The sequence below is a fragment of the Cupriavidus numazuensis genome (assembly GCF_905397435.1).
Classification (GTDB): Bacteria; Pseudomonadota; Gammaproteobacteria; order Burkholderiales; family Burkholderiaceae; genus Cupriavidus; species Cupriavidus numazuensis.
Window position 1 is genome coordinate 1 of the sequence record NZ_CAJPVI010000082.1, and the last position, 20,342, is coordinate 20,342.

At 61.5% G+C, this 20,342-nt stretch carries 19 protein-coding genes; 10 read left to right on the forward strand and 9 right to left on the reverse strand.

Features of this window, described 5'->3' with window-relative positions:
• Nucleotides 1-444 precede the first annotated feature (444 nt).
• Nucleotides 445-2,367, reverse strand: a complete 1,923-nt coding sequence (locus KHO41_RS37400; RefSeq protein ID WP_211958267.1) for a methyl-accepting chemotaxis protein — start codon at nucleotides 2,365-2,367, stop codon at nucleotides 445-447.
• A 90-nt stretch (nucleotides 2,368-2,457) separates the two neighbouring features.
• Nucleotides 2,458-2,871 carry a hypothetical protein gene (locus KHO41_RS37405; protein ID WP_211958268.1) on the reverse strand — a complete coding sequence of 138 codons (414 nt, stop codon included), beginning with the start codon at nucleotides 2,869-2,871 and terminating at the stop codon, nucleotides 2,458-2,460.
• A gap of 217 nt (nucleotides 2,872-3,088) precedes the next feature.
• On the opposite strand from KHO41_RS37405, the gene KHO41_RS37410 reads away from it, so the two are divergent.
• The gene (locus KHO41_RS37410) at nucleotides 3,089-4,666 is read left to right on the forward strand and encodes a diguanylate cyclase domain-containing protein (protein ID WP_211958269.1); all 1,578 of its coding nucleotides are present in this window, start codon (nucleotides 3,089-3,091) and stop codon (nucleotides 4,664-4,666) included.
• A gap of 307 nt (nucleotides 4,667-4,973) precedes the next feature.
• Nucleotides 4,974-5,162 carry a hypothetical protein gene (locus KHO41_RS37415; protein WP_211958270.1) on the forward strand — a complete coding sequence of 63 codons (189 nt, stop codon included), beginning with the start codon at nucleotides 4,974-4,976 and terminating at the stop codon, nucleotides 5,160-5,162.
• 196 nt (nucleotides 5,163-5,358) lie between these two features.
• Here the strand turns inward: KHO41_RS37415 and KHO41_RS37420 are convergent, their stop codons facing one another.
• Nucleotides 5,359-6,435, reverse strand: a complete 1,077-nt coding sequence (locus KHO41_RS37420) for an EAL domain-containing protein (protein WP_280519731.1) — start codon at nucleotides 6,433-6,435, stop codon at nucleotides 5,359-5,361.
• A gap of 666 nt (nucleotides 6,436-7,101) precedes the next feature.
• Here KHO41_RS37420 and flhD point away from each other — a divergent pair.
• From flhD to KHO41_RS37435, 3 genes are all read left to right on the forward strand, one after another.
• Nucleotides 7,102-7,419: a flagellar transcriptional regulator FlhD gene (flhD, locus tag KHO41_RS37425; RefSeq protein WP_211958288.1), complete on the forward strand. Its 318-nt coding sequence runs from the start codon at nucleotides 7,102-7,104 to the stop codon at nucleotides 7,417-7,419.
• 8 nt (nucleotides 7,420-7,427) lie between these two features.
• Entirely contained in the window at nucleotides 7,428-8,087 is a 660-nt protein-coding gene (gene flhC / locus KHO41_RS37430) for a flagellar transcriptional regulator FlhC (protein ID WP_211958289.1), read from the forward strand.
• A 186-nt stretch (nucleotides 8,088-8,273) separates the two neighbouring features.
• Nucleotides 8,274-9,053, forward strand: coding sequence for a flagellar brake protein (locus KHO41_RS37435; protein ID WP_211958272.1), 780 nt, complete (start codon nucleotides 8,274-8,276; stop codon nucleotides 9,051-9,053).
• Between the two features lie 197 nt (nucleotides 9,054-9,250).
• On the opposite strand, the gene KHO41_RS37440 is transcribed toward KHO41_RS37435, so the two are convergent.
• The 4 genes from KHO41_RS37440 to KHO41_RS37455 form a co-directional block, all read right to left on the reverse strand.
• On the reverse strand, nucleotides 9,251-9,499 hold the full coding sequence (locus tag KHO41_RS37440; protein WP_211958273.1) for a flagellar transcriptional regulator FlhD: 249 nt from the start codon (nucleotides 9,497-9,499) through the stop codon (nucleotides 9,251-9,253).
• A 7-nt stretch (nucleotides 9,500-9,506) separates the two neighbouring features.
• Complete coding sequence (locus KHO41_RS37445) at nucleotides 9,507-10,205, reverse strand: helix-turn-helix domain-containing protein (RefSeq protein WP_244874211.1); 699 nt, start codon at nucleotides 10,203-10,205, stop codon at nucleotides 9,507-9,509.
• A gap of 196 nt (nucleotides 10,206-10,401) precedes the next feature.
• Nucleotides 10,402-12,150 carry a methyl-accepting chemotaxis protein gene (locus KHO41_RS41745; protein WP_211958275.1) on the reverse strand — a complete coding sequence of 583 codons (1,749 nt, stop codon included), beginning with the start codon at nucleotides 12,148-12,150 and terminating at the stop codon, nucleotides 10,402-10,404.
• 277 nt (nucleotides 12,151-12,427) lie between these two features.
• The gene (locus KHO41_RS37455; protein WP_244874212.1) at nucleotides 12,428-13,144 is read right to left on the reverse strand and encodes a cyclic nucleotide-binding domain-containing protein; all 717 of its coding nucleotides are present in this window, start codon (nucleotides 13,142-13,144) and stop codon (nucleotides 12,428-12,430) included.
• Between the two features lie 255 nt (nucleotides 13,145-13,399).
• Here KHO41_RS37455 and KHO41_RS37460 point away from each other — a divergent pair, with 255 nt between their 5' ends.
• The 4 genes from KHO41_RS37460 (at nucleotide 13,400) to KHO41_RS37470 (ending at nucleotide 17,019) form a co-directional block, all read left to right on the forward strand.
• On the forward strand, nucleotides 13,400-14,314 hold the full coding sequence (locus tag KHO41_RS37460) for a LysR family transcriptional regulator (protein ID WP_211958277.1): 915 nt from the start codon (nucleotides 13,400-13,402) through the stop codon (nucleotides 14,312-14,314).
• A gap of 247 nt (nucleotides 14,315-14,561) precedes the next feature.
• Nucleotides 14,562-14,798, forward strand: coding sequence for a hypothetical protein (locus tag KHO41_RS41480; protein WP_244874213.1), 237 nt, complete (start codon nucleotides 14,562-14,564; stop codon nucleotides 14,796-14,798).
• Nucleotides 14,799-14,911: 113 nt separating this feature from the next.
• The gene (locus KHO41_RS37465) at nucleotides 14,912-16,510 is read left to right on the forward strand and encodes an MFS transporter (RefSeq protein ID WP_211958278.1); all 1,599 of its coding nucleotides are present in this window, start codon (nucleotides 14,912-14,914) and stop codon (nucleotides 16,508-16,510) included.
• 47 nt (nucleotides 16,511-16,557) lie between these two features.
• Entirely contained in the window at nucleotides 16,558-17,019 is a 462-nt protein-coding gene (locus tag KHO41_RS37470; protein WP_011299743.1) for a MarR family winged helix-turn-helix transcriptional regulator, read from the forward strand.
• 22 nt (nucleotides 17,020-17,041) lie between these two features.
• Here the strand turns inward: KHO41_RS37470 and KHO41_RS37475 are convergent, their stop codons facing one another.
• Both KHO41_RS37475 and KHO41_RS37480 read right to left on the reverse strand, forming a co-directional pair.
• Entirely contained in the window at nucleotides 17,042-17,701 is a 660-nt protein-coding gene (locus KHO41_RS37475; RefSeq protein WP_211958279.1) for a response regulator, read from the reverse strand.
• Nucleotides 17,702-18,077: 376 nt separating this feature from the next.
• A complete protein-coding gene (locus tag KHO41_RS37480; RefSeq protein WP_211958280.1) occupies nucleotides 18,078-19,034 on the reverse strand; it encodes a LysR family transcriptional regulator in 957 nt (318 codons plus the stop codon).
• 910 nt (nucleotides 19,035-19,944) lie between these two features.
• Here KHO41_RS37480 and KHO41_RS37485 point away from each other — a divergent pair.
• A complete protein-coding gene (locus KHO41_RS37485; protein WP_211958281.1) occupies nucleotides 19,945-20,232 on the forward strand; it encodes a transposase in 288 nt (95 codons plus the stop codon).
• Nucleotides 20,233-20,342: the final 110 nt, after the last annotated feature.

The following is a 20,342-nucleotide window of genomic DNA, read 5'->3' on the forward strand; positions in this document are numbered from 1 at the left end:
TCCGCGCCGATGATAGTGCGGATTCCCGTGTGAAAGTAGGTCATCGCCAGGCTCTTATAATGCAGAACCCCTCAGCTCATTCGAGCTGAGGGGTTTTTGCTTTGGCGGCGCGTATCTGCATACCGCGATCCCTTTAGCTCGCTGCCGACGGTCGTCGGCCGGAGCCCTTCAAACCTCCAAAATCTCGCTTTTCGACCTTCCTACACCTCTGCGTGAATTGTCCCTGAGGGACGCTACAGACATTGCATAGGAACAAGTGCCCACGCCAAGACGGTAGTTGCCCGAGAGCGGCTCCTGCGACGCGGCAAAGCAGCCAAAGCCAGTCGGACAAGAGCAGCGCTACACCGCCGGACCAGCAGGCCGGCGCGATCGCAGGACACCGGTCAAAGAAAAGGCCGGCACACAGGCCGGCCGACTTCCCGATTCGTTACGTGAACTCGTGAACTAGCGGTCGATCCGGAAGAACGTCATGGCTTGTTGCATCTTGCCGGCTTGCTCTTCTAACGAGTGCGCTGCAGATGCCGATTCCTCAACGAGTGCAGCGTTCTGCTGCGTCACTGTGTCGATCTGGCTGATGGCCTGATGCACCTGCTCAATGCCAGCGCTCTGTTCCTGCGAGGCGGAGGAGATTTCGGAGACAATGTCCGAAACTTGGCCAATCGCATGATCGAGCTGCGCCATGGCGGCCTCGACATCTTCGGCCTGGCGCGCACCTTGTCGCACGGAAGCACTCGACGCCATGATGAGGTCCTTGATCTCCTTGGCGGCCGCTGCTGCCCGCTGCGCAAGGCTGCGCACTTCCCCAGCCACTACCGCGAAACCCTTGCCTTGCTCGCCGGCCCGCGCGGCTTCCACGGCGGCATTCAGGGCGAGGATGTTGGTCTGGAACGCAATGCCTTCGATCATGCCCGTGATCTCTGCAACCTTGGAAGAGCTCGCGTGGATCTCCTCGATAGTCTTGACCATGGCCCGTACGGCGCCGCTGCCCGCAACGGTCATGTCGCGCGCGCTGCGCGTCAACGCGTTGGCCTGCGTGGCATTCTCGGCGTTCTGTTTTACGGTTTCAGTCAGCTCCGTCATGCTGGACGCGGTTTGTTCCAGCGAGGACGCCTGTTCCTCTGTCCGTGACGACAGATCCATATTCCCGGCGGCGATCTGATGTGAGGCAGCGTGAATGGCATCCGTGCCACTGCTTATATCTGTCACCAGGGTTGCCAGGTTACCGCTCATCTCATTGAGTGCTCGCATGAGTTGTGCGCATTCGTCCGAACCGCGCGCATTGATCCGGGTAGAGAGATCGCCTTGTGCCACACGGCCGGAGAATTCCACCGCGGCGGCGATGGGCCCCGTTACGGAGCGGACAATCGCCACAGCCAGGGCGATGCTGGCCGCGATCAGCAGCGCCAGTGCCGCCAGCATGCCGAGCTGGTTGCGGCGCAGTTTCGCCGATTGATCTTCCAGCAAAGTCTCGAGTGCGTCGATCGAGCCGGACGCCATCTTGAAGTTGGCATCAATGGCTCGGGTTAAGACTTCGAAGTAGGCGTTGCCAGGCATGTCGATGGGCGAGGCCTTAGTGATGCGCTGCTCGACAGTTTCCAGGGCGCCGGCTGAAGAACGCTGCGCCTCGGCAAACGCAGTGCCGAGTTTGTCGCCAATCTCGGGATTTTCATGTGCCATCTTCTCCAGGTCGGCGCGGATAGCCGCCGCACGCTCGGCGGAGCGCTCCACCAGGTTTGTCATGCGAACCACATCGGCTGCGGTGGCTTCGCCCTGTGCCAGGATGCGTGCCCCGATGGCGCGTGTCTTCCCCAGCTCCTCGGTAAGCGCCGGCACGTTGACCAGCGTAATCATGGCAAGTCGGAAGCTGGCCGCATCGTTGTCCAGCGAAAGGCCGAAGGCGTCGACCACGGCGCCATTGGCTTCAAGGAGTTGGGCGACCAGTTTCGTATGCGCATCGAAACTCTCGCGTGGCTGGATCGATCGCTGCTTTACGCTGTCACGCAGTGACCGCCAGCGTTCGGCAACTGCCTTCCACTGATCGAGGATTTGCGCGGGTGCGTCCAGTGCGGGAAGCATAGCGGCAATCTGCTGCTGGGCGGCTTCCGTCTGCTTCGCGCTCTCATCCAGCACGGTGGTGGCCCCGTCTTGTGCCGAAAGGACAAGGCCGGAGGCCCCTCTGTGCTTCTGGATTGCCTGGAGCGCAAGGAACATCTGGCGCTCCACTGCGATTGCGCTGATTTCCTTGCGCTTGTGCGCCACCGCCTTGTTGGTGGCCAGGATATAGAGCGTAGTGGGGATGGCAATCAGCGCCATGGCGAGAATCGCCAGGATGCCGAATTTCGTGCCGAGACGAATATTGCGAAGCATGGTGTTGGTGGTCTTGAACGATGGGGGACAGGTCGTGATGTATCGCCGGATTGCAGTGATGGCGATACCGCGAACGAGAAATGACGCCTGCTATCGCAGGCAATCCAGATAGCCGTTCATTTCTCCGAGCAGGGCGTGAAAGAAGATGTCGGGCAGCGGCTTGTCGTCGGTCCGGGCCAGAATCGCTTCCGTCCCGGCGCGGACGTTCGCGGCGATGCCAGGCTTCAGTTCGCCTGGTGCGTAAACGCATAGCGCCCGCAGTACTTCACGCATAGCCAGCAGGCACGCGCCGTGGTGCAAGGACGCGTTGCCGAGCACGTTGATTTCCTCAGGCACATCGGGCGGGCAGCCATGCATATCGGTGCGGATCGCCGGCTCCGATGGATCCGGGGCAGGGCATGAGGGCGTTGAATTCAGATTGATCTCGTTCATGTCGGGCAAAGAGAGGGATTGGTCCTTACAGAGCGACAACGGCGGCTTCTGCCCCACGACTGATAGGGACATTTGACTTGCCGCAAACCACTTGCACATTCCGTATCTGGGGAGGTCCTGTGCCGGATCTTTATCCGGCGTAACGCCGAGTACTGCTAAACCATCTCTGACCTGAGTCAATCGACCTTATTGGGAAAGCGCCAAGCTGCCGGTAACTTGTGGTGACGGATGCGCTTGAAACACGTCGTGGTGCGGTTGCGGTGCCATCCGGTGCTTATCCAGGGTTCAGATGAAGACGCATCTCCGCACAATTCGTTACGGTGTCATTCGTGCCATGGCCTTTGCCGTGCTCATCGCTGTCATGCTGATTGTCAGCGGCGTGTACCTGCTGGCGGAGTTCGACAAGCTGGTTAATGGCATCTATGTCCAGAACACACTTCCAGTCAGCGGACTGGGAGAAGTACGGGCCACCGCAATCGATGCGCGCAGGCGTTTGTGGAAGATACTGGCGATGCGCCAGCAGCCTGCGGACTCGTCAGTGGTCGAGGAGATCCGCAAGGAGATGGCACGGATGGACCAGGGTTGGCAGGTCTATCTGCCGACCGGCATCAGCAGCGACAAGGAGCAGCAGCTCGCGGACGAACTTGGGCAGCAGCTGCCTGTGTTTCGCGCGCTGATGACACGGGTGGCCGCACAGGTTGCGGACGGGGATTACGATGCCGCCCAGAAGGATCTGGACCACAACATCACGTTCCTGCAGCAGCTTGATGCCTTGTTCGGTGGCATCGTCAGCGTCAACGTCAGGCAAGCCGAGGTCAGGGCATCGACCAGCACCAGCATGTTCAACCGCATGCTCTGGGTCGCCGGCGTGATATCGGCAAGTGGAGTTCTCGCTTTTCTCTGGATGTCGCTCTATCTGGTTCGCCAGCGCGATGATGCCTTGCGCAAGTCGTTCTACAGCCAGTGGCTCGTTGACCAGGCGTTCGAACTGACACAGGACGGCGTGATGATCACCGATGCGAACGGTGTCATCGAAAAGGTGAATCCCGCTTTTTCCAGGCTGACGGGGTATGGCCAAAGCGAATTGATCGGAAACACCCCGCGCCTGTTCAGCTCGGGACGCCAGCCAGCGGAGTTCTATCGCGACCTGTGGCGTGCACTCAAAGAGCAAGGCCAATGGCGTGGCGAACTGTGGAACCGGCGCAAGGATGGGGCGGTCTATCGCGAGTCGCTATCCATCTGTGGCATTCGCGGCGTGAGCGGTGCGTATTCCAACTACGTCGCAGTGTGCTCCGACATTACACAGCGCCAGCAGCAAGAGGAGCGCCTCGGGTTCCTTGCCACCCATGATGCGCTGACCGGGCTGCCCAATCGCACATTGCTGGGGGAGCGCCTGTCCCAGGCGGTCGCCCGAGCTCGACGTGCTTCGAGCCACGTTGCAGTGATGTTTCTGGACCTGGATGGATTCAAGGTGATCAACGACACGCTGGGTCACGGTGTTGGCGATGAAACACTGATTGCCGTGGCACATCGGCTGAAAGAAGCGCTGCGCGAAGCGGATACTGTCGCACGCCTGGGCGGCGACGAATTTGCGATGGTGCTTGAAGACGTTGCCGATCAGCAATGCGTGGCCCCGATCGCGGAAATGCTGCTGCGCGTGGTGGCCGGCGTGAACCAGGTACATGGCCACCCTGTGTTCGTGACGCCAAGCATTGGCATCAGCATGTTTCCTGATGACGCGGCCGACCCCGCTGCCCTGCTGGCACGGGCGGACGAGAGCATGTACGCCGCGAAGCGCTCCGGCAAGAATGCGTTCCGCTTCTATAGTGCGGCACGAGACACAAAAGTTCTGCCGGAAGCGGCATGATGCTTCCGACTGTGATGGTTCGGTCACTGGCGGCCGTGGAGGGGCGCAAAGCTGACCGTTCTGCATGAGATTTAGGGCATAGCATCGGCCCCTGTTCTCATTTTTCAGTCAGGCCGTTCCTTGGAACAATGGTCCTGTCGTCGGAGCGGCGGGCATGGTGTGCCGGTCCCGCGACAGCTGCCGCGGGCCGTGCGCAACCGCGGCGCGGCCCCGGAAATCTCCGAGGCATGGAGCCGCTGCGCACGGATTGCCGGGTCGCGATGTCGCCGCAAGGGTGGCAGCAGCGTCCCTGACCTGCTGACTGCCGATGCTTACCTTTGTCTCGACCCTGTCCTTCTTCACGCTCATTGCCGTCATGATCGTGCCCAGACTGTTCGCCATGGCGAGTCCGCGAGCGCGGCTGCACGCGCAATTCGTGGCCGCTGTCAGCACCGTGGCGATTTGCGTGCCCGGGGCACTATTCCTGGTGGCCACGCATTGGTGGATGATGCGCTGAGCGATGACTCTTCTGCTAGCTGCGGCCTTGTTGGCCGTTCTGATCAGTGTCGTCTGGGTGATGCGCAGACTAGTGCGCGATGACGGGTGCGACCATTAATGCGCTGCGAATGTCCCGCCGGCATGAGCGGGATCGGGGCGCCCGCGCTGCGCCCTGAGCGCGCGCAGTCACTACGAAACCTTGCACGTGCTCGCGGTCACGCCGTGGCGGCGAGCCTGCTGCGCGCCTGCCGGTAGGCATTGCTGTGCACGCCGTGGAACGCGGCGGCGTGCAGGAGAGCGTCTTTTTCCGTGGCGCGCTTGCGGTCGCCAACGTATATGGCATCCACCTCGGCGCGAAAGCGTGCGAGCTGACAGGCTCCGCACGAAGCATCGCTGGCTTGCGACGAGGCACCTGAAGCGGCTTCGCGTTCCGGCGTCGTGGACAACATATCGCAACGTCGGCTTGCTGCCAGCGGCTCCTGACAGGCTTGCAGGCGCTCCTCAAGGAGCAAAAGCCTGGCCAGACGTGTCAGGTCGGCCTCGGCGTGCTGGTTCGAGCCAGCGATGCTGCGCTCGTGATGCCACTGCATCAACTGTTGCGCGGGCATTGGCCGCGCAATACCGTAACCCTGGGCCGCATCCGCGCCAAGAATCCTGATGGCGTCGATCAACGCCAGATTCTCCACGCCTTCCACAATCACCGACTTGCCAAGCGCATGACTCAACCGAGTCAGCTGATGGACGAAATGCAGCACGTCCGCATTGTCGTCGCCCTTGAGCTGGACGATGCTGCGGTCGATCTTGACCCAGTCGAAGGAAAGCTCGCGTAGCCGCGTCAGGCTGCTATGCCCCGACCCGAGATCGTCTTCGGCCATGCGCACACCGAGTGCCGTGAACTTCCGGAACTGCTCGCCGGCCTGGTCCACGCAGTCGATGCTGTTGCCTTCCAGGATCTCCAGCGTCAACGCGGAAGGCAGGCAGGCGTGGCGAAGCAGCGCGCGGTACGTGGCTTCGAAGTAGCGCGGATCGCTCAACCCGCTCGGCGGCAGGTTGACGGACAGATCCAGCACCAGCCCCTGACCCATCCACAGGTTGCGATCGAGCAGGGCGCGGTCAAGCCCCTGCACATAGAGCTCGTAAAGTTCCTCTGGACCGAAGTCGGGCAGGAATGCTGCAGGCGGCAGGACCTTGTCGCCATCGAGCAGGCGTGCCAGGGCCTCGACTTTCCTGACGAGACCGGAGCGGAGATCCAGGATTGGCTGATAGTGCATTTCCAGGCAGCCAGCACGCAAAAGGTTGACGGCGCGGCTTTGAAACCGTGCGTTCGCTTGTGGCGTGATGGCGGCGCTGGTGCGCGCAGTTTGAGAGCGGCCAGGCATGACAGGATGAGCCCTTCCAGACGGCAAGGTGGCGGGGAGCCCGCGGTGATTCCGTTGCAGGAGGACACGAGCTCTTCAGAGGATTCGCATTGTGCAGACATTCTGTACGTGGAGCCTCTCTGAATTTGATCTGTGCCAATGTCTCGGTCGATTCCCCATCCAAAGACCGTGGCACGGCTTCTGGGTGTTGCGGCGGGACATGGCGGTCCGACCAACTTTGACTCAACACAAACCTTTAGCAAAAACAAGGCGTGGAACGATGAGTCGATCTCTTAAGATTTTTCCGATGCGGGAAACGATACGGCCACTCAGCGTGCGGCGGTCTCGGCAACGCGCTCGATACCAGGAAAGCATGAGGTTTTGCATATATCGGCATCCCTCAAACTCATTTTATTGAGGCCGCTTTCCTTGCCAGAATGATTCTGTCGCGGGCAGTCGTCACGAGGCCAGGCACGCTGAACACTGTGTGCCTGAGATGCCACTGTCGCAACTTCCAAAGGGATGGTACGCGCGTCATGGATGCCGCATCAGTTCCCGTCCCGGACACCAATGTGTCAGCCAAAAGGCAAGGCAGCAAAAATGATTTCAAATGATTGTATGAACGCCATATCCGAGTTCAACCTGTCGTATCTGCTTCTCGCGCAGCGGATGATCCAGGATAACGAGGCCGAAGGCATGTTCCGCCTCGGCATCAGCGAGGAGATTGCCCGATTGATCGCCGCGCTGACACCGGCGCAACTGATCAAGCTTTCGCGCACGAACATCCTGCTGTGCCGGTTCCGCTTTGATGACCACGTACTTCTGTCCAGCCTTGCCGCTGGTCCGTCGCAGCACGACCTGCAGCAGATGCAGATGGCGATCCTGCTGTCCGCGCAACCCGTGGAGGCCATCAATTGAACGCCGCCATGAACTCCGAAAATGCCGCGCCTGCCCGCAAGAGCGTGTTACGTGACGCCGAAGATTTTCGGTTGGCCATTGAATTGATCGGATTCGGCGCGCGGCTGCAAGTGCTTGAAGCCGAAGTGTCCCTCTCCCGTGACCGGCTGACACGCCTCTACAAGGAGTTGCGGGGCGTCTCGCCGCCGAAAGGGCAACTGCCGTTCTCGCCGGACTGGTTCCTGACCTGGCGGCCGAATGTCCATGCCTCGCTGTTCCTGTCGGCCTTCAGGTTCCTGGAGGCACACAGCGGGCAAACGCGTATTGAACGACTGCTGTCCGCATACCGCCTCTATCAGGAGCAGGTCGCGATGATCGGCGAGGAGGTGGTGCTCAGCTTCACGCGTGCCTGGACGCTGGTCCGGTTCGTGGAATGCGGGACGATCGAGCTATGCTCATGCAAGTGCTGCGGCGGCAAGTATGTTCGTCATACCTATGACCTGCAATCGAACTTTGTCTGCGGTCTGTGCGCGCCGCCGCCGCGGGCTGCCAAAGGCAAGAAGGCAAAGCCCGCCGTTCCCGCCGCGGCGCAATCGACCGGATTGCAGCTTCGACTACGGCCTGAATATGCGTTGGCTGCACGCTTGCCCAGACGTGCGCCGATGGTCGCGGCGCTGCACGCGCGGTAAGGCGAAGCCAAAAGCGTTCGCCATGAAGCGGTCAAGGCGGACGGCCGTCAGCCCGAATTGACAGGGAGTTTAATCGACATCAACCGCGTCGTTGAGCGCGAATACCCCCCTCCATAAGATTTCATGTACCGGACAGGATACGGAATCGTCCTGTCGTTATTTGCAAACCGGACATGAAGTCGCACTATGTTTCTAGCTGACAAGAGCACGCCTGCTGTCACCGCTGACGCTGGTATTGTCGGAGCGTTCTCCTCGGGATTTGATGAGGACTTTCGCCTGGAGGACTCTACGGAGATCGGCGCGATCCTCAGTGACTTGGCCTGGCTCGGATCGGCTGTGCGCGTCCGCAGCCAGTCCGGTCATGAGACCGGTACGCGCGTCTTGCAGGCGGACCTCAAGGCGCATCGCCTGGTGCTGGATCGCAGCATGCGTGCGGAAGACGAGGAGGAACTGGCCGACTCTCGAGAAAACCTGTTCCAGGCGTCGATCCGCGGGGCGCCGGTCGCGTTCCAGTCGGGAACGCCACGCAAGATCAAATTCAAGGGGCGGCTGGCATTCGAGGTGCCTTTTCCCGCCTGCCTCTACTACGTCCAGCGTCGCCGGCACTTCCGTGCGCCTGTCGCACCGGATGCGGGCTATTCATGCCAGCTCCAGGTCGGCCATCTCACCCGGTTGAAGTTTGATATCGTCGACATTTCTCTGTCGGGCGTTCGCTTGCGTGGCCGCGTCGGCGGTGGAGTGCGTCTTGGAAAGGGCGCAGAAGTGCGCGGCGCAGTCATGGACTTCGGGTCACACGGAAAGCTGTCCGTGGATATCCGCATCATGGGTTGCTGGGCGATCGATGACGCGGAGGGCGGCAGTTCGCACTATGGCTGCGCGTTCCTGGAGCTTCCCGCGAAGGCAGAGAGTCTGCTGCAACGCCTTGTAACGTCGCTGGAGCTGAATCATCGGCGGCAGGCCATGTAAGTCGCAATCGAAATCGCAGCGTGTCCGATACATCGAACAAAAATGCATCTCCTGTATCGGAAAGCAAAAAAAATCCCTCTAAAAAGAGGGCGGAAAATTGGGGGAGTAGCCTCGCGACTACAGGATAAATTCTAAGTGCTAACTCAATGCGATCATTCGTGATGTTGAGTTGATATTTGCGTGAACTAAATATTTTTTCAAAGCGATTCGTTGAATCTAATCAAATACGAACTGGAGCGAATGTCGATGCGGCACAGGAGAATATTTGTTTTCGATACACGCACCAGTTGTTCCGTAGTCAATCTTGCGATCTCGGCAACCATTTCTGCGCCACATCCAAGGCAGTGCATGGCCATTTCCCTATCGCTTTGTCCGAGGCGCCTGGCTAGTTCAAGATATGCAAGGTTGAGATCGGCGACCGCGGCAGCCAGGGCTCCGGCAGGCATGGGCTGGCTAACTCGCGTTGCCAATGGACGCTTCCTCGATTTTCGTGGCTGGAATGGGTGCGGCTGCCGAGCGCGCATGGATGGCATGCAGCCCCGCCATGTCGAGCAGCTTGACGTTGCGATGACGGATGCTGATAAGGCCGGCGTCCGACAACCGGGAGAACAGGCGGCTGATCGTTTCCAGCTTCAGGCCGAGATAGCTGCCAATTTCCTCGCGTGTCATGCGCAGCTGGAACTCGCTGGCGGCAAAACCCCGTGCCGACAGCCGGCAGGACAGGTCCAGCAGAAAGGACACCAGCCGCTCTTCCGCGTTGAGGACTCCAAGGATGGCCAACATCGCATGATCATGCTGCACTTCCGTGGCCAGCAGTCGCAGGATGTTGTTGTGCAACGAGGGCAGGTTGCCCGCGAGCGCACGCAGCGCCGGCAGGTTGACGCGGCACAGCCTTGCGTCTTCCAGGGCGATGGCATGTGACATCTGGCGGGTCGACACCAGGCTCTCCAGGCCGATCAGTTCGCCGGGCAGGTGAAAGCCGACGATCTGCACCCGCCCGTCCTGCGTTGCGACCTGGGTCTTGAGCGTGCCGACACGGATGGCATAGATGGCGTTGACCGAATCACCGGGCTTGTACAGCGATTCGCCCTTCTGCAGGCTGATGCGGCCGAGCACCACCGAGTCCATTCGCTCGCTGTCGCGGCGAGTCATGCCTCCGGGCAGGCAGAAATTCGAGAAAGTGCAGGCAGAACAGCGGGGCATTACGTCGGATCATTGAGTTGGGGACTGTCGGAGCCATTGCTGCGCCAGCAGCTTCGGCCGGACAGGCCGTCCAACGGCAGGCGGCGGCCGGGCGATGTCATGACGCCCGGCCGCCGCTTTCGCGATGGGAAGACCAGGTGCGTCGTCAGAACGATTCCCAGGCCGCGTTGTTATTCTGTGCGAGCTTCACGGCTGTCCCGGTGCTCTCCGGTGTCCGCGTGGACGCGGGAAGGGCCGCCGCAGCGCGCGCAGGTTGTGTGCGCTTTGCCTGTATGGTCTTCGCTAGCGCGACGGGCTTACGCGCCAGCGCGCTCTCGGGCCTGCGCAGGGCAGAAGCGGTAGTGTCTCCGGCCAGGCGAAAGAACATGACCTCGTCTTTCATTCTCTTGGCCTGTTCTTCCAGCGACTGTGCCGCCGCCGTGGCCTCTTCGACAAGCGCGGCGTTCTGCTGCGTCGCTGCATCGATCTGGCTGATGGCCTGGTGCACCTGTTCGACGCCGGCGCTTTGTTCATCGGATGCCGCTGTGATTTCACCAACGATATCGGTGACCATGTTGATAACGCGGGCGACCTCCTGCATGGCCGTCCCGACCTCGCTCGCCTGGCGCGAACCTTCCTGGACGATCGAGGAGGAGTGTCCGATCAGGTCCTTGATTTCCTTGGCAGCGGCGGAGGATCGCTGTGCCAGCGAACGGACTTCTCCCGCGACCACTGCGAAGCCTCGCCCTTGCTCGCCGGCGCGGGCCGCTTCGACCGCAGCGTTCAACGCCAGGATATTGGTCTGGAAGGCAATGCCTTCGATCATGCTGGTGATGTCGGCAATCTTGGCCGAGCTTTCGGTAATGCTGCCCATAGTCCGCACCATTTCGTCGACAGCCTGGTTGTTGGTGTTCGAGAGGTCGGAGGCGTTCCTGGCCAGCGAGCTTGCCTGCCTGGCGTTGTCGGCATTCTGCTTCACGGTCTCGGTGATTTCCGCCATGCTTGCCGCGGTCTGCTCGAGCGAGGCCGCCTGCTCTTCAGTGCGGGCCGACAGGTCGATATTGCCGCTGGCGATCTGGCCCGATGCCACCATGACGGATTCGCTGGATTCACGGATGCCGCGGACAGTCGAAGTCAGCTTTTCATCCATGCGCTTGAGCGCACCGATGAGCTTGCCGAACTCGTCGTGGGAGTCGACGCGGATCGGCTCGCCAAGCTTGCCTTCCGACACCTGATCGGCAATCTCTACGGCCCTGGACAGCGGCCGCGTCACGGCGCGCACCAGCCAGGTGGATACGAGCAGGGACACCAGCGCACCTGCCATCACCAGCGATACGGAAATCCATTGGATCCGGGCGGCAAGCGAGACACTGCCGTCGGCACTCGCGGTGGCCTGCGTGATGTTGTCCTGCATGTCATCGTCGAGAAGCTTGCTGAGCGCGTCGGCACTTGGGGCCAGGTGCTGCGACTGATACTGGCGGGCCATTTCGTAGTCTTCGGCCTGGATGTAACCCAGCACGCGGTCGGCGTCTTCCGTGAACTTCGACAGCTTTTCGGCGATGCCATCCGCGAGCGCGCGCTCGTGCGGCGAACTGATGCCGGCCGGATAGTAATGCGACCAGTACTTGTTGATGATGGCGCGCGTTGCGGCGGTGTCGTCGGCCAGTCGGCGTGTGGCATCCTTGTTTTGCTCTACCTGTGCCCGCCAGAAATTGAGGCGAATTCGCAGAGTGCCTGCGCGTACCGCCGCAAGATCGATGATGGGCGAGGTATTGGACTTGAAGAGATCCTCGACATGCGTGCCGAGCGTCGATACACCGTAATAGCCGAATGCCCCCAGGCCGGAAAGCAGTGCGAACATAAGTACAAAGCCGGCAATCAGCCTGGCTTTGATGGAAACGAGGAGATGCTTCATCGTATTTAAGGCGATCACCGGCAATGCAACGGGGGAACATTCAGGCAATGTGGCGCTATATCTCTGGCTGAATTGGAAACGTGTCCGTCGACAGGCGGGTGTTCTCTATGAGCGAAAATGGATTGGAAAATTGAAGGCGCATGTCCTTACACTGACGAATGGGATCGTATCGGGCAGGTCCGGGGGGAGGTAAACCAAGCTTGACTGGAGTCAACCTTCTGGCGGATTTTCGGCGGGCCGAAACAGGTCCGCCGCGTGGGATGAGAGCAAGGCTGCACTACATAGTCATCCGCGGAGCCTGCGGCTGAGTGCGCGGCAAGAGCGGTCTGAGCCCCTGGGAAACGTGCTCGAGCATGTCCCGGTCGAGGATCGCCACGTTGCGCGCACGCACCCTGAGCAGTCCGGCGCCGCCCATGCGCGAGAGAATGCGGCTGACCGTCTCCAGCTTGAGACCGAGATGGCTGCCGATATCCTCGCGGCTCATGCGAAGCAGGAACTCCGAGGCTGCGAATCCGCGTGCCGATAACCGTTCCGACAACGAGAGCAGGAACGTCGCAATGCGCTCCTCTGCTGTCATCTGGCCGAGCATGACCGCCTGGTCCCGCTGGTGCCGGGCCTCGTGGCTGAATGCCTCAAGCAGTCGGTTGCGCAGGGGAGCGATATGTACCGCCTGCGCCTTGAGCACATCCGAAGGAATCAAACAGAGGCTGGTGTCTTCGAGGGCGGTGGCGCGGCATGCGTGGGTGACCTGGACCAGGCTCTCCAGACCGATGATCTCGCCGGGCAGGTGAAAGGTGACCACCTGATTGCGACCGCTGGCGGTGGTGATGCAGGTCTTGATGGTGCCGACACGCACCGCATAGACCGCGTCTGCGGCGTCACCCGGATGAAAAAGCGCGTCTCCCTTGAGCACGCGGACGCGGCGCCTGACCAGCGGCGCGACCTTGGTAATGTCTGAACGATGCATGCCCGAGGGCAGGCAGAAATGACTCATCGAACACTGGAGGCAGCTAGGCATGATGCGAAGTGGTTGCAGCGCCGGTCATTTGCGGAAAGCCGGCCCGGCGTGTGGGCCCTGAACACTTGCCACGGCGGCGCAGGCCGCGGCGCGTTTCCTGCACCGGTGTTCCCAATGCATTGGAACCGCAGCGATTCAGGTGCCGGCCAGTCCATTGTTGACGGTCGCGCGATATACATAAAATGAGAAATTGCCCCTTCGCTATGTCGCAAACCTCATGGAGTCGCTGTCATGGAATGGACCCAGCGCCTGCGTATCCGGCAGCTGTTTGTTCTGGTCGAGCTGTATCGTTCGGCCCATATGAGTCATACCGCAGCCAGGCTGGGCATGACGCAGCCGGCATTGTCGAAGTGGCTCGCAGAACTCGAGAGTGACCTAGGTGTTCCTTTATTCCAGCGCCAGCCCAAGGGACTGGTGCCTACCGCCTTCTGCGAGGCGTTGGTCGTGCATGCGCGCACGATCCTGGCCGAGATCGACCGCACCCAATTGACGATCGAATTGATGAGCCAGGGCGCAAGCGGCGATCTTGCTATTGGCGCGACCCCCGCTGTTGCGGCAATCGTGGTGCCGGCAACTGTCGCCGCGCTGCGGCAGCAATATCCGAAGGTATTCATTACCCTTACAGAAGGGGTGCTGCAGGATCTTGTGTCGCAACTCAGGGAGGGCCGCCTTGACTACGTGGTCGGTCGGATGGACGCGCGCGTATCGTGCGATTCGCTACGGTACGAGGAATTGTTCGAGGAGACCCTTCGTGTGATCGCGGGGCCCGCGCACCCGCTTGTGGGCGGCGAAGTCGAATGGGCGCAAACGCGGCCATATGAATGGATCGGCATGCCGGCAGGCAGCCAGCTGTGGAGCGAACTGGGTTTCGAACTGGCCGTTGCGGCGGAGCCGCCCCCAAGGGTGTGTATCGAGACCGCAGGACTGCTGGCCACAATTGCCATCCTCGGTCGGACCGACCTCCTCGGAATCAGCTCCTATCGTCCGGCAAGATTCTTCTGCGAAGCAGGCCGCATCGCCATGCTGGCGCTGCCGTATGCAAGCCGTGGTAGCGTCGGGCTGTTGAGCCGGCGCGAAGCCGAGCAGACGCCGCTTCGCAAGGCGTTCAGGGAATGTGCACTGGCGCAGGCGGACAACTTGAAATGAACGAACTGTAAAGCCGATGGGTGGTGGCTTTCCGTGTCTGTGCGCTCGATGGGCTCGTCGGCAGGAACGTCGCGCCGCAGTCGGATCAGACACGTCTTGTCGCCGAATCTCCAACTCACCGTTGTCCCGGCGCACGTATTGCCGTCCGGCGGCAATCGCTGCGTCCAGCGTGGCGAAATGCAAAGGCTCTCGAAGGCCGTCCTTTTGCAGTGACCATCAGGCTGCGGCGCAATCAAAAGGGATGCTTATGTACATGGTCTACTGGTCCGAAGCCCATGACACCGGGCTCACCCCACATGCCCAGTCGTTTCCCGGCGACGCGATGCGTGACGCGCTCCGGCTAACCGAAACGTTACGCCAGCGCCAGCTTGCGGGGGAGCCCGTGAGTTTTGTCACGCTTTGCTCGGAAAACCCGGACTCCGTGGGGCGTGCGGGGGTGGCAGATCCGCCGCCGGACTATGAGTGGAGAAAGCGGCGACCCTGAGACAGGGCCCGGCGATGTACGACCCCTCGTAATCCAGTTCATACTTATCGTCAGAAAATTCCGCGAACCCGTCCTATAATGATTGACATCACAACGATTGATCGGGCAATAAAATGACGTCGACGCCACAATCCGGACATGGCAGCGGACAGGTTCTCCCGTTCCGCGAATCGCTGCTTGCCATGTTGGGCGTGGCCTTTGTGTCGATGCTGGTGGCGCTCGACCAGACCGTGGTCGGTACGGCACTGCCAACGGTTGTCGCCGAACTCCAGGGCTTCGAGTACTACGCGTGGGTAGCGACGTCTTACCTGCTGTTGTCGGTGATTACCGTGCCGATCTTCGGACGCCTCGGCGATTACTATGGCCGCAAGCCTTTCGTGCTGGCTTCCATCGTTGTGTTCTCGGTGGCGTCCGCACTGTGCGGCATGGCGACGAGCATGCCCTTCCTTGTGGCCGCGCGAGGACTGCAGGGAATCGGGGGCGGCATGCTGGTGGGCACGGCGTTCGCGTGCATTCCCGATCTATTTCCGGATTCGCATGTGAGGCTGCGCTGGCAGGTTCTGATGAGCGCGGCGTTTGGCGTGGCCAATGCCATCGGGCCGTCGCTTGGCGGCATACTCACGGAGTGGTACGGATGGCGCGCCGTGTTCTATGTCAACCTGCCGGTGGGAGTGCTGAGCCTGTGGTTCGTGTGGCGCTACCTGCCGCACCTGCGCCAGCAATCGCATTCCGGCCCGATCCGGGTCGACTGGCTGGGTGCCTTGCTGATCGGCGTGGGGCTCGGCTGCATGCAGATGAGTGTCGAGTTGCTGCCGCAGCGTGGCGTTGACTGGTTGACTGCGGGGCTGCTTGCCGTCGCTGTCGCGGCGCTGGCCGGGTTGTGGCAATGGGAACGCCGCTGTGCCAATCCGATCCTGCCGCTGGACATGTTCCGCAACCCCGGCGTGGCACCGCTGCTCCAGCTCGCCGTGCTGGTCGGCTTCTCTATGTTTGCACTGCTGATCTATGCGCCGTTGCTGCTGCAGGGCGGCTTCGGTTATTCCCCGCGCGACGCGGGCCTGCTGGTGACTCCGCTGGTAGTGTGCATCACGGTCGGCAGCATCGTGAACGGCCGTATCATCACGCGCATTCGCCATCCGAATGCGATGTTGTTCGCTGGCTTCGGCATGCTGGCTGTCGGCTGCCTTGCCCTGTCTCAGGCCACTCGCGGCATGCCGCATTCGCTGTTGCTCGCGATCATGCTGATTGCCGGCTTCGGGCTTGGCTTCATCATGCCGAACCTCACCGTGTTTGCGCAGCAGACAGTGGGCCGGGAACACCTTGGTATCGCTACCGCGATGCTGCAGTCGCTACGGATGGTAGGGGGCATGATCGGCACGGCAATGGTCGGCACGATGGTAACGCGCTCCTATACCGCAGGTGTGGAGCAGTCGCTTGCGGCCGCCAATGCGCAGGGCTGGCTCACACGCATGGCTGACCCGCAGGTACTGATCGATAAGGCCGCGCAGGCAGGATTGCTGACCGAACTGCAGCAGGCAGGGCACAATGGCGCCTTGCTGCTGGAGCAGGCGCGTGTGTCCCTGGTGACCGCGATTCATCTTGGACTGGTGATTGCCGCGGCGGCGGCACTGATAGGCCTGTGGCGCGCGCGGCGCGTGCCGCCGGTCAGGCTTGTGCGAGCCGGCCAGCAGCCGGCCATGGCGGCTGACTAGAGCGCTGGCATGCATGGCATGCCGTGTCCTTGGATACGGGAGATTGGATGGAACTGGAGCGACAAAGCCTTGCGGTACTGCAGCAGTTCGGGCGGACTTACCGCGCCTATGCAGCGGCGTTCGAGCAGCGTATCGGGCTTCCGTTGCCGAGGTGGCGCATCCTGTTTGCGCTGCACCTGCAGGAAGATGCTATCGCGCAGAAGGCCCTGGCTGAGCGCGTGGGCATGGATCCCGGTGCACTGACGAGGCAGCTCAAGGCCTTGGAGGAGCTTGGCTGGGTCCTGCGCAATACCTCGGAGCGCGACAACCGTGTGACCCACGTCACGCTGTCGGCAACTGGCAGGGACGTGGTGGAAGGCAAGATGCCGCTGCGTTCGGCCTTTCTGCAGGATGTGCTGGAAAACGTTCCCGAGTCGACCATGGGCGAACTCTCGAGAGGCCTTGCCCAACTTGAGGCCGGCATTGCCGATGCCGTGGCGCGTGCCGCGGAGATGGCGGACGCGGACTAAGCGTCCGGCGCGATCGTTCGCGCTAGCTCGGCAGCAGGATGCCCTGGCGTGCCGCACATTCGAACAGCTCGCGGTCATTGCTGGCCCCGAGCTTCTGCATGGCGCAGTTTTTCTGGCGGCTGATCGTCTTGACGCTGCGGCACATGATGCCGGCAATTTCGCTGACCGAGCGCCCGCTCAGGTAGAGGCGGATGACTTCCGTTTCACGGACCGACATGCGTTGCGGAACGGGCTGGCCGGGTTCTATCAGGCTATCCGGGTCCGATCGTGTCAGGATTTCCAGTGCTGATTTGCCAATGTAGTCAAAGCCCCGCTGTATGCGGACGACCGCGGTGACCAGTTCGCTCGGCGGCGCATCTTTGAGCAGCAGGCCATGCACGCGCGACTTGAGGATCGAGCGCAGGATCATGGGATTGGTGATCATCGTCAGCACAATGACTGCCATTGCCGGATGGTGCCGCCGCAGCGTGGAAATCAACCGCATGCCATCGGAATCTCCGGGCCCCGGCATGTGGTAGTCGGTGATCACCACATCGGGCCGGAGTGCCTGGGCGCAGCACAGCAAATCTGTCGCACTGGTGACCATGCCGCACACCTCCCATCCCGCCTGCGTCTGCAACAGGTCCCGGGCCGCGGTGGAGACAAGGGGATGGTCGTCGGCCAGCAGGATTCTCAAGGTCATGGCGCGGTTCCTTCTCGTGGGGAATAGAAGTCTTGATTGCGTCCCAAAAAATCGCCGCACGCGTGAATGGCGTGCGGCGCGAAAGACGCATCAACATCGGCGCACATGCCGGGATCTCGAGCCAAACGGGAGGCGGCCGCGACACGACAGTGCGAGCTCAGAATACTGATCTCGCCGCTTCGGCGGGCTAGGAAATTTCGCAAATACGCGAGGCAAACGGTAACGGCGCGGAAAGCGGGATTTTTCCGAACTGCCCGTGCGGCCTGCCATAGCGCGCCGTAGCCTCGTCCCGTTACGGAATAAGCGTGATCAAGGCTTGCGCTACAGCAAGCGATCGGAAGCCTGACGAGGGGCGAAGGGCGCTGCCTGCCGCGGCTCAGGCCGCTGCAGCGTGCCGATGCGGTTCCTGCCGGCCCTTGCGGCGGTTGTCGATGGCCTTGAGCGGGTCGCGCAGGACAGCGCTGCCTACGTCCATGATGTCACGCAGCGCGCCCTTGTCGCGTGCGCGTTCGGGCGCCCAGAAATGCAGGGCGGCCCATTCCGGGAAGCTGCTCGGGGGCGCCAGCAGGCGCGTCTTGCGATCGCGCGTGACCAGCGGCACGTTGAAATCCAGTACGGGGCAGATGCCCCCGGCCGAATGCAGCAGCGTGATCTGTGTGTGCCACGATGGCACCACGGTCTCCCGATGTCCCGGGGTGCTCGCCTGCCTCGTGAGGAAGCTGCGCAGGGGACTACCCGCTTCGCAGTCTTCCTGCAGCAGGATCCAGTCGCTTTCCGTATCGTCGGCGCTGCCCGCGCGCATTGCGCTGACCAGGCGGCGCGGCGTTGCGAGGATGTTGTGCGGCAATACTTTGGCCGGGTTGTGGCCGCCATCCACCACAAAAGCGCAGTCCAGTTCGCCGCTGTCCAGGCTTTCGGCCAGCGTGGCATCGGCAATGACGGGGCGCGTCACGAAGCTGTCGTGCGGGAATCTCTCGCACAGGGTGGTCAGGATCTCGGTGATCACCGGGTCGCCAATGGACGAGGAGAACCCGATCGACAGGCGCCGGCCCTGGTGGCTCTTCTCCGTGACCAGGTCGTTTGGGCGCACCAGCTGGTTCCATTTCGCCAGGATCTGCCTGGCGGTCTGCTCCAGGCGCAGCGCGTGCGGCGTCGGTTCAAGCGTGCCGTTGCGCTTGACGAAGAGCGGGTCGCCCGTGATTTCGCGCAGCCGCGCGAGGCTGTAGGCGACCGTCGGGACGCGTCCTTGCGTACAGGCCGCTACCGCGCTGAGGTCGCGGTATTCCATAACCAAAACGAAAACATGCAACAACTTCGTGCTGACATGACGCATTCTGACTTCTCCCGATCCATGGACTTCTGTTCTTGTTTTTTTCTTGTGTTCTATTGCCCGGCAATGCGACGGCGATATGCAGCCCGAGGGCGAGCGCCGTGCGCCGCGAACCTAGCAATCGGGTTCGCGGGTAGAAGGAGAAATTGCCGTGGCAGTGGGAACGGGAACCGGCAAGCGATGTTTGCGGCGGATCTGGCTGCTAAGAAGCATGGCACAACTCCTAAATGTCCGACTCGCGTCGACAAATGGCGCAGTGACTCATCAATCCTTCAGGCCCGTGCTTGCCGGCAGTTCTTCGTGTGTCACCGATGTGTCCGTACCGGTGAAGAACTGGCGGGCCGCCCGTCTGTACGGCTCTGTAGAGCGCCGTTTGCGGGCGTACGAAATTTAGTTGATGCCGAGGAATCTTAATACAACATCCAGAAAGTTCCTAGGAAGTAACTGACATTCGGGCACGCGGTCCAGGAGTTTCAAGATTGGTTGTCCAGACATCGGAACATGGTCAGAAGCCGCCGGAAATGTGCTGGAAACCTCTACAGGACACAAGGAAAGATCTGCCCTGCGCGGCGAACCGCGGCGAACGAAATAGCTGCGGACGATATCGTGCAAAAAGGGGAAAAAGCGCGCCGTCGGCCGTGCAGTGAAATTGGACTCCAAATTGGAAAAACCAAAATGGTGGCTGGCAGAACCCGTACCCCCGTGACGTTGCCACGGCCTGCGAGCGCGCGTATTGGCCTGATGACGGCCAATGTCGATCTGGCATCCGCTCGAAGTCCGGGTCGCACAATTTGCTTAACTCGCGCAGCAAAGACGTTGAATTGCCTTTTGACTCGGCGGTGGGCTAACGTACGGGCAGGGTCGGGCACGCTTACCGGCGCGCATGGGATGGTTGCGTAGCGGAGAAAAATCGGTGAACAGACGGTATTCGGAAGAGCAGATCCGCACCTATCTGGCCGAGGCCGCCAGCGGCGTGCCGGTGCGCGAGTTGTGCGCGCGGTACGGCTTCAGCGACGCTTCTTTCTATGGCTGGCGCGCGCGCTATGGGCAGCCCGGCCAGGGCGATGCGCGCGACGGGCGCAAGCTGCGTGAGTTGCAGGAGGAGAACGCCAGGCTCAAGAGCATGCTGGCCGATGCACTGCTCAAGCTCGAGTTGCTGCGTAATCGCACCGGCCGCCATGGCAGCGGGAAGGACCGCTGACCTTCAATTCCCAATTTCGGACTCATGCGGGTCCACAGGCGTCCCTCGCCGAGCATGTGCGAGCGGGCGCAGTTCCGGAGTCTTAGCTTGAACAAGGTGATTTGTCGCAA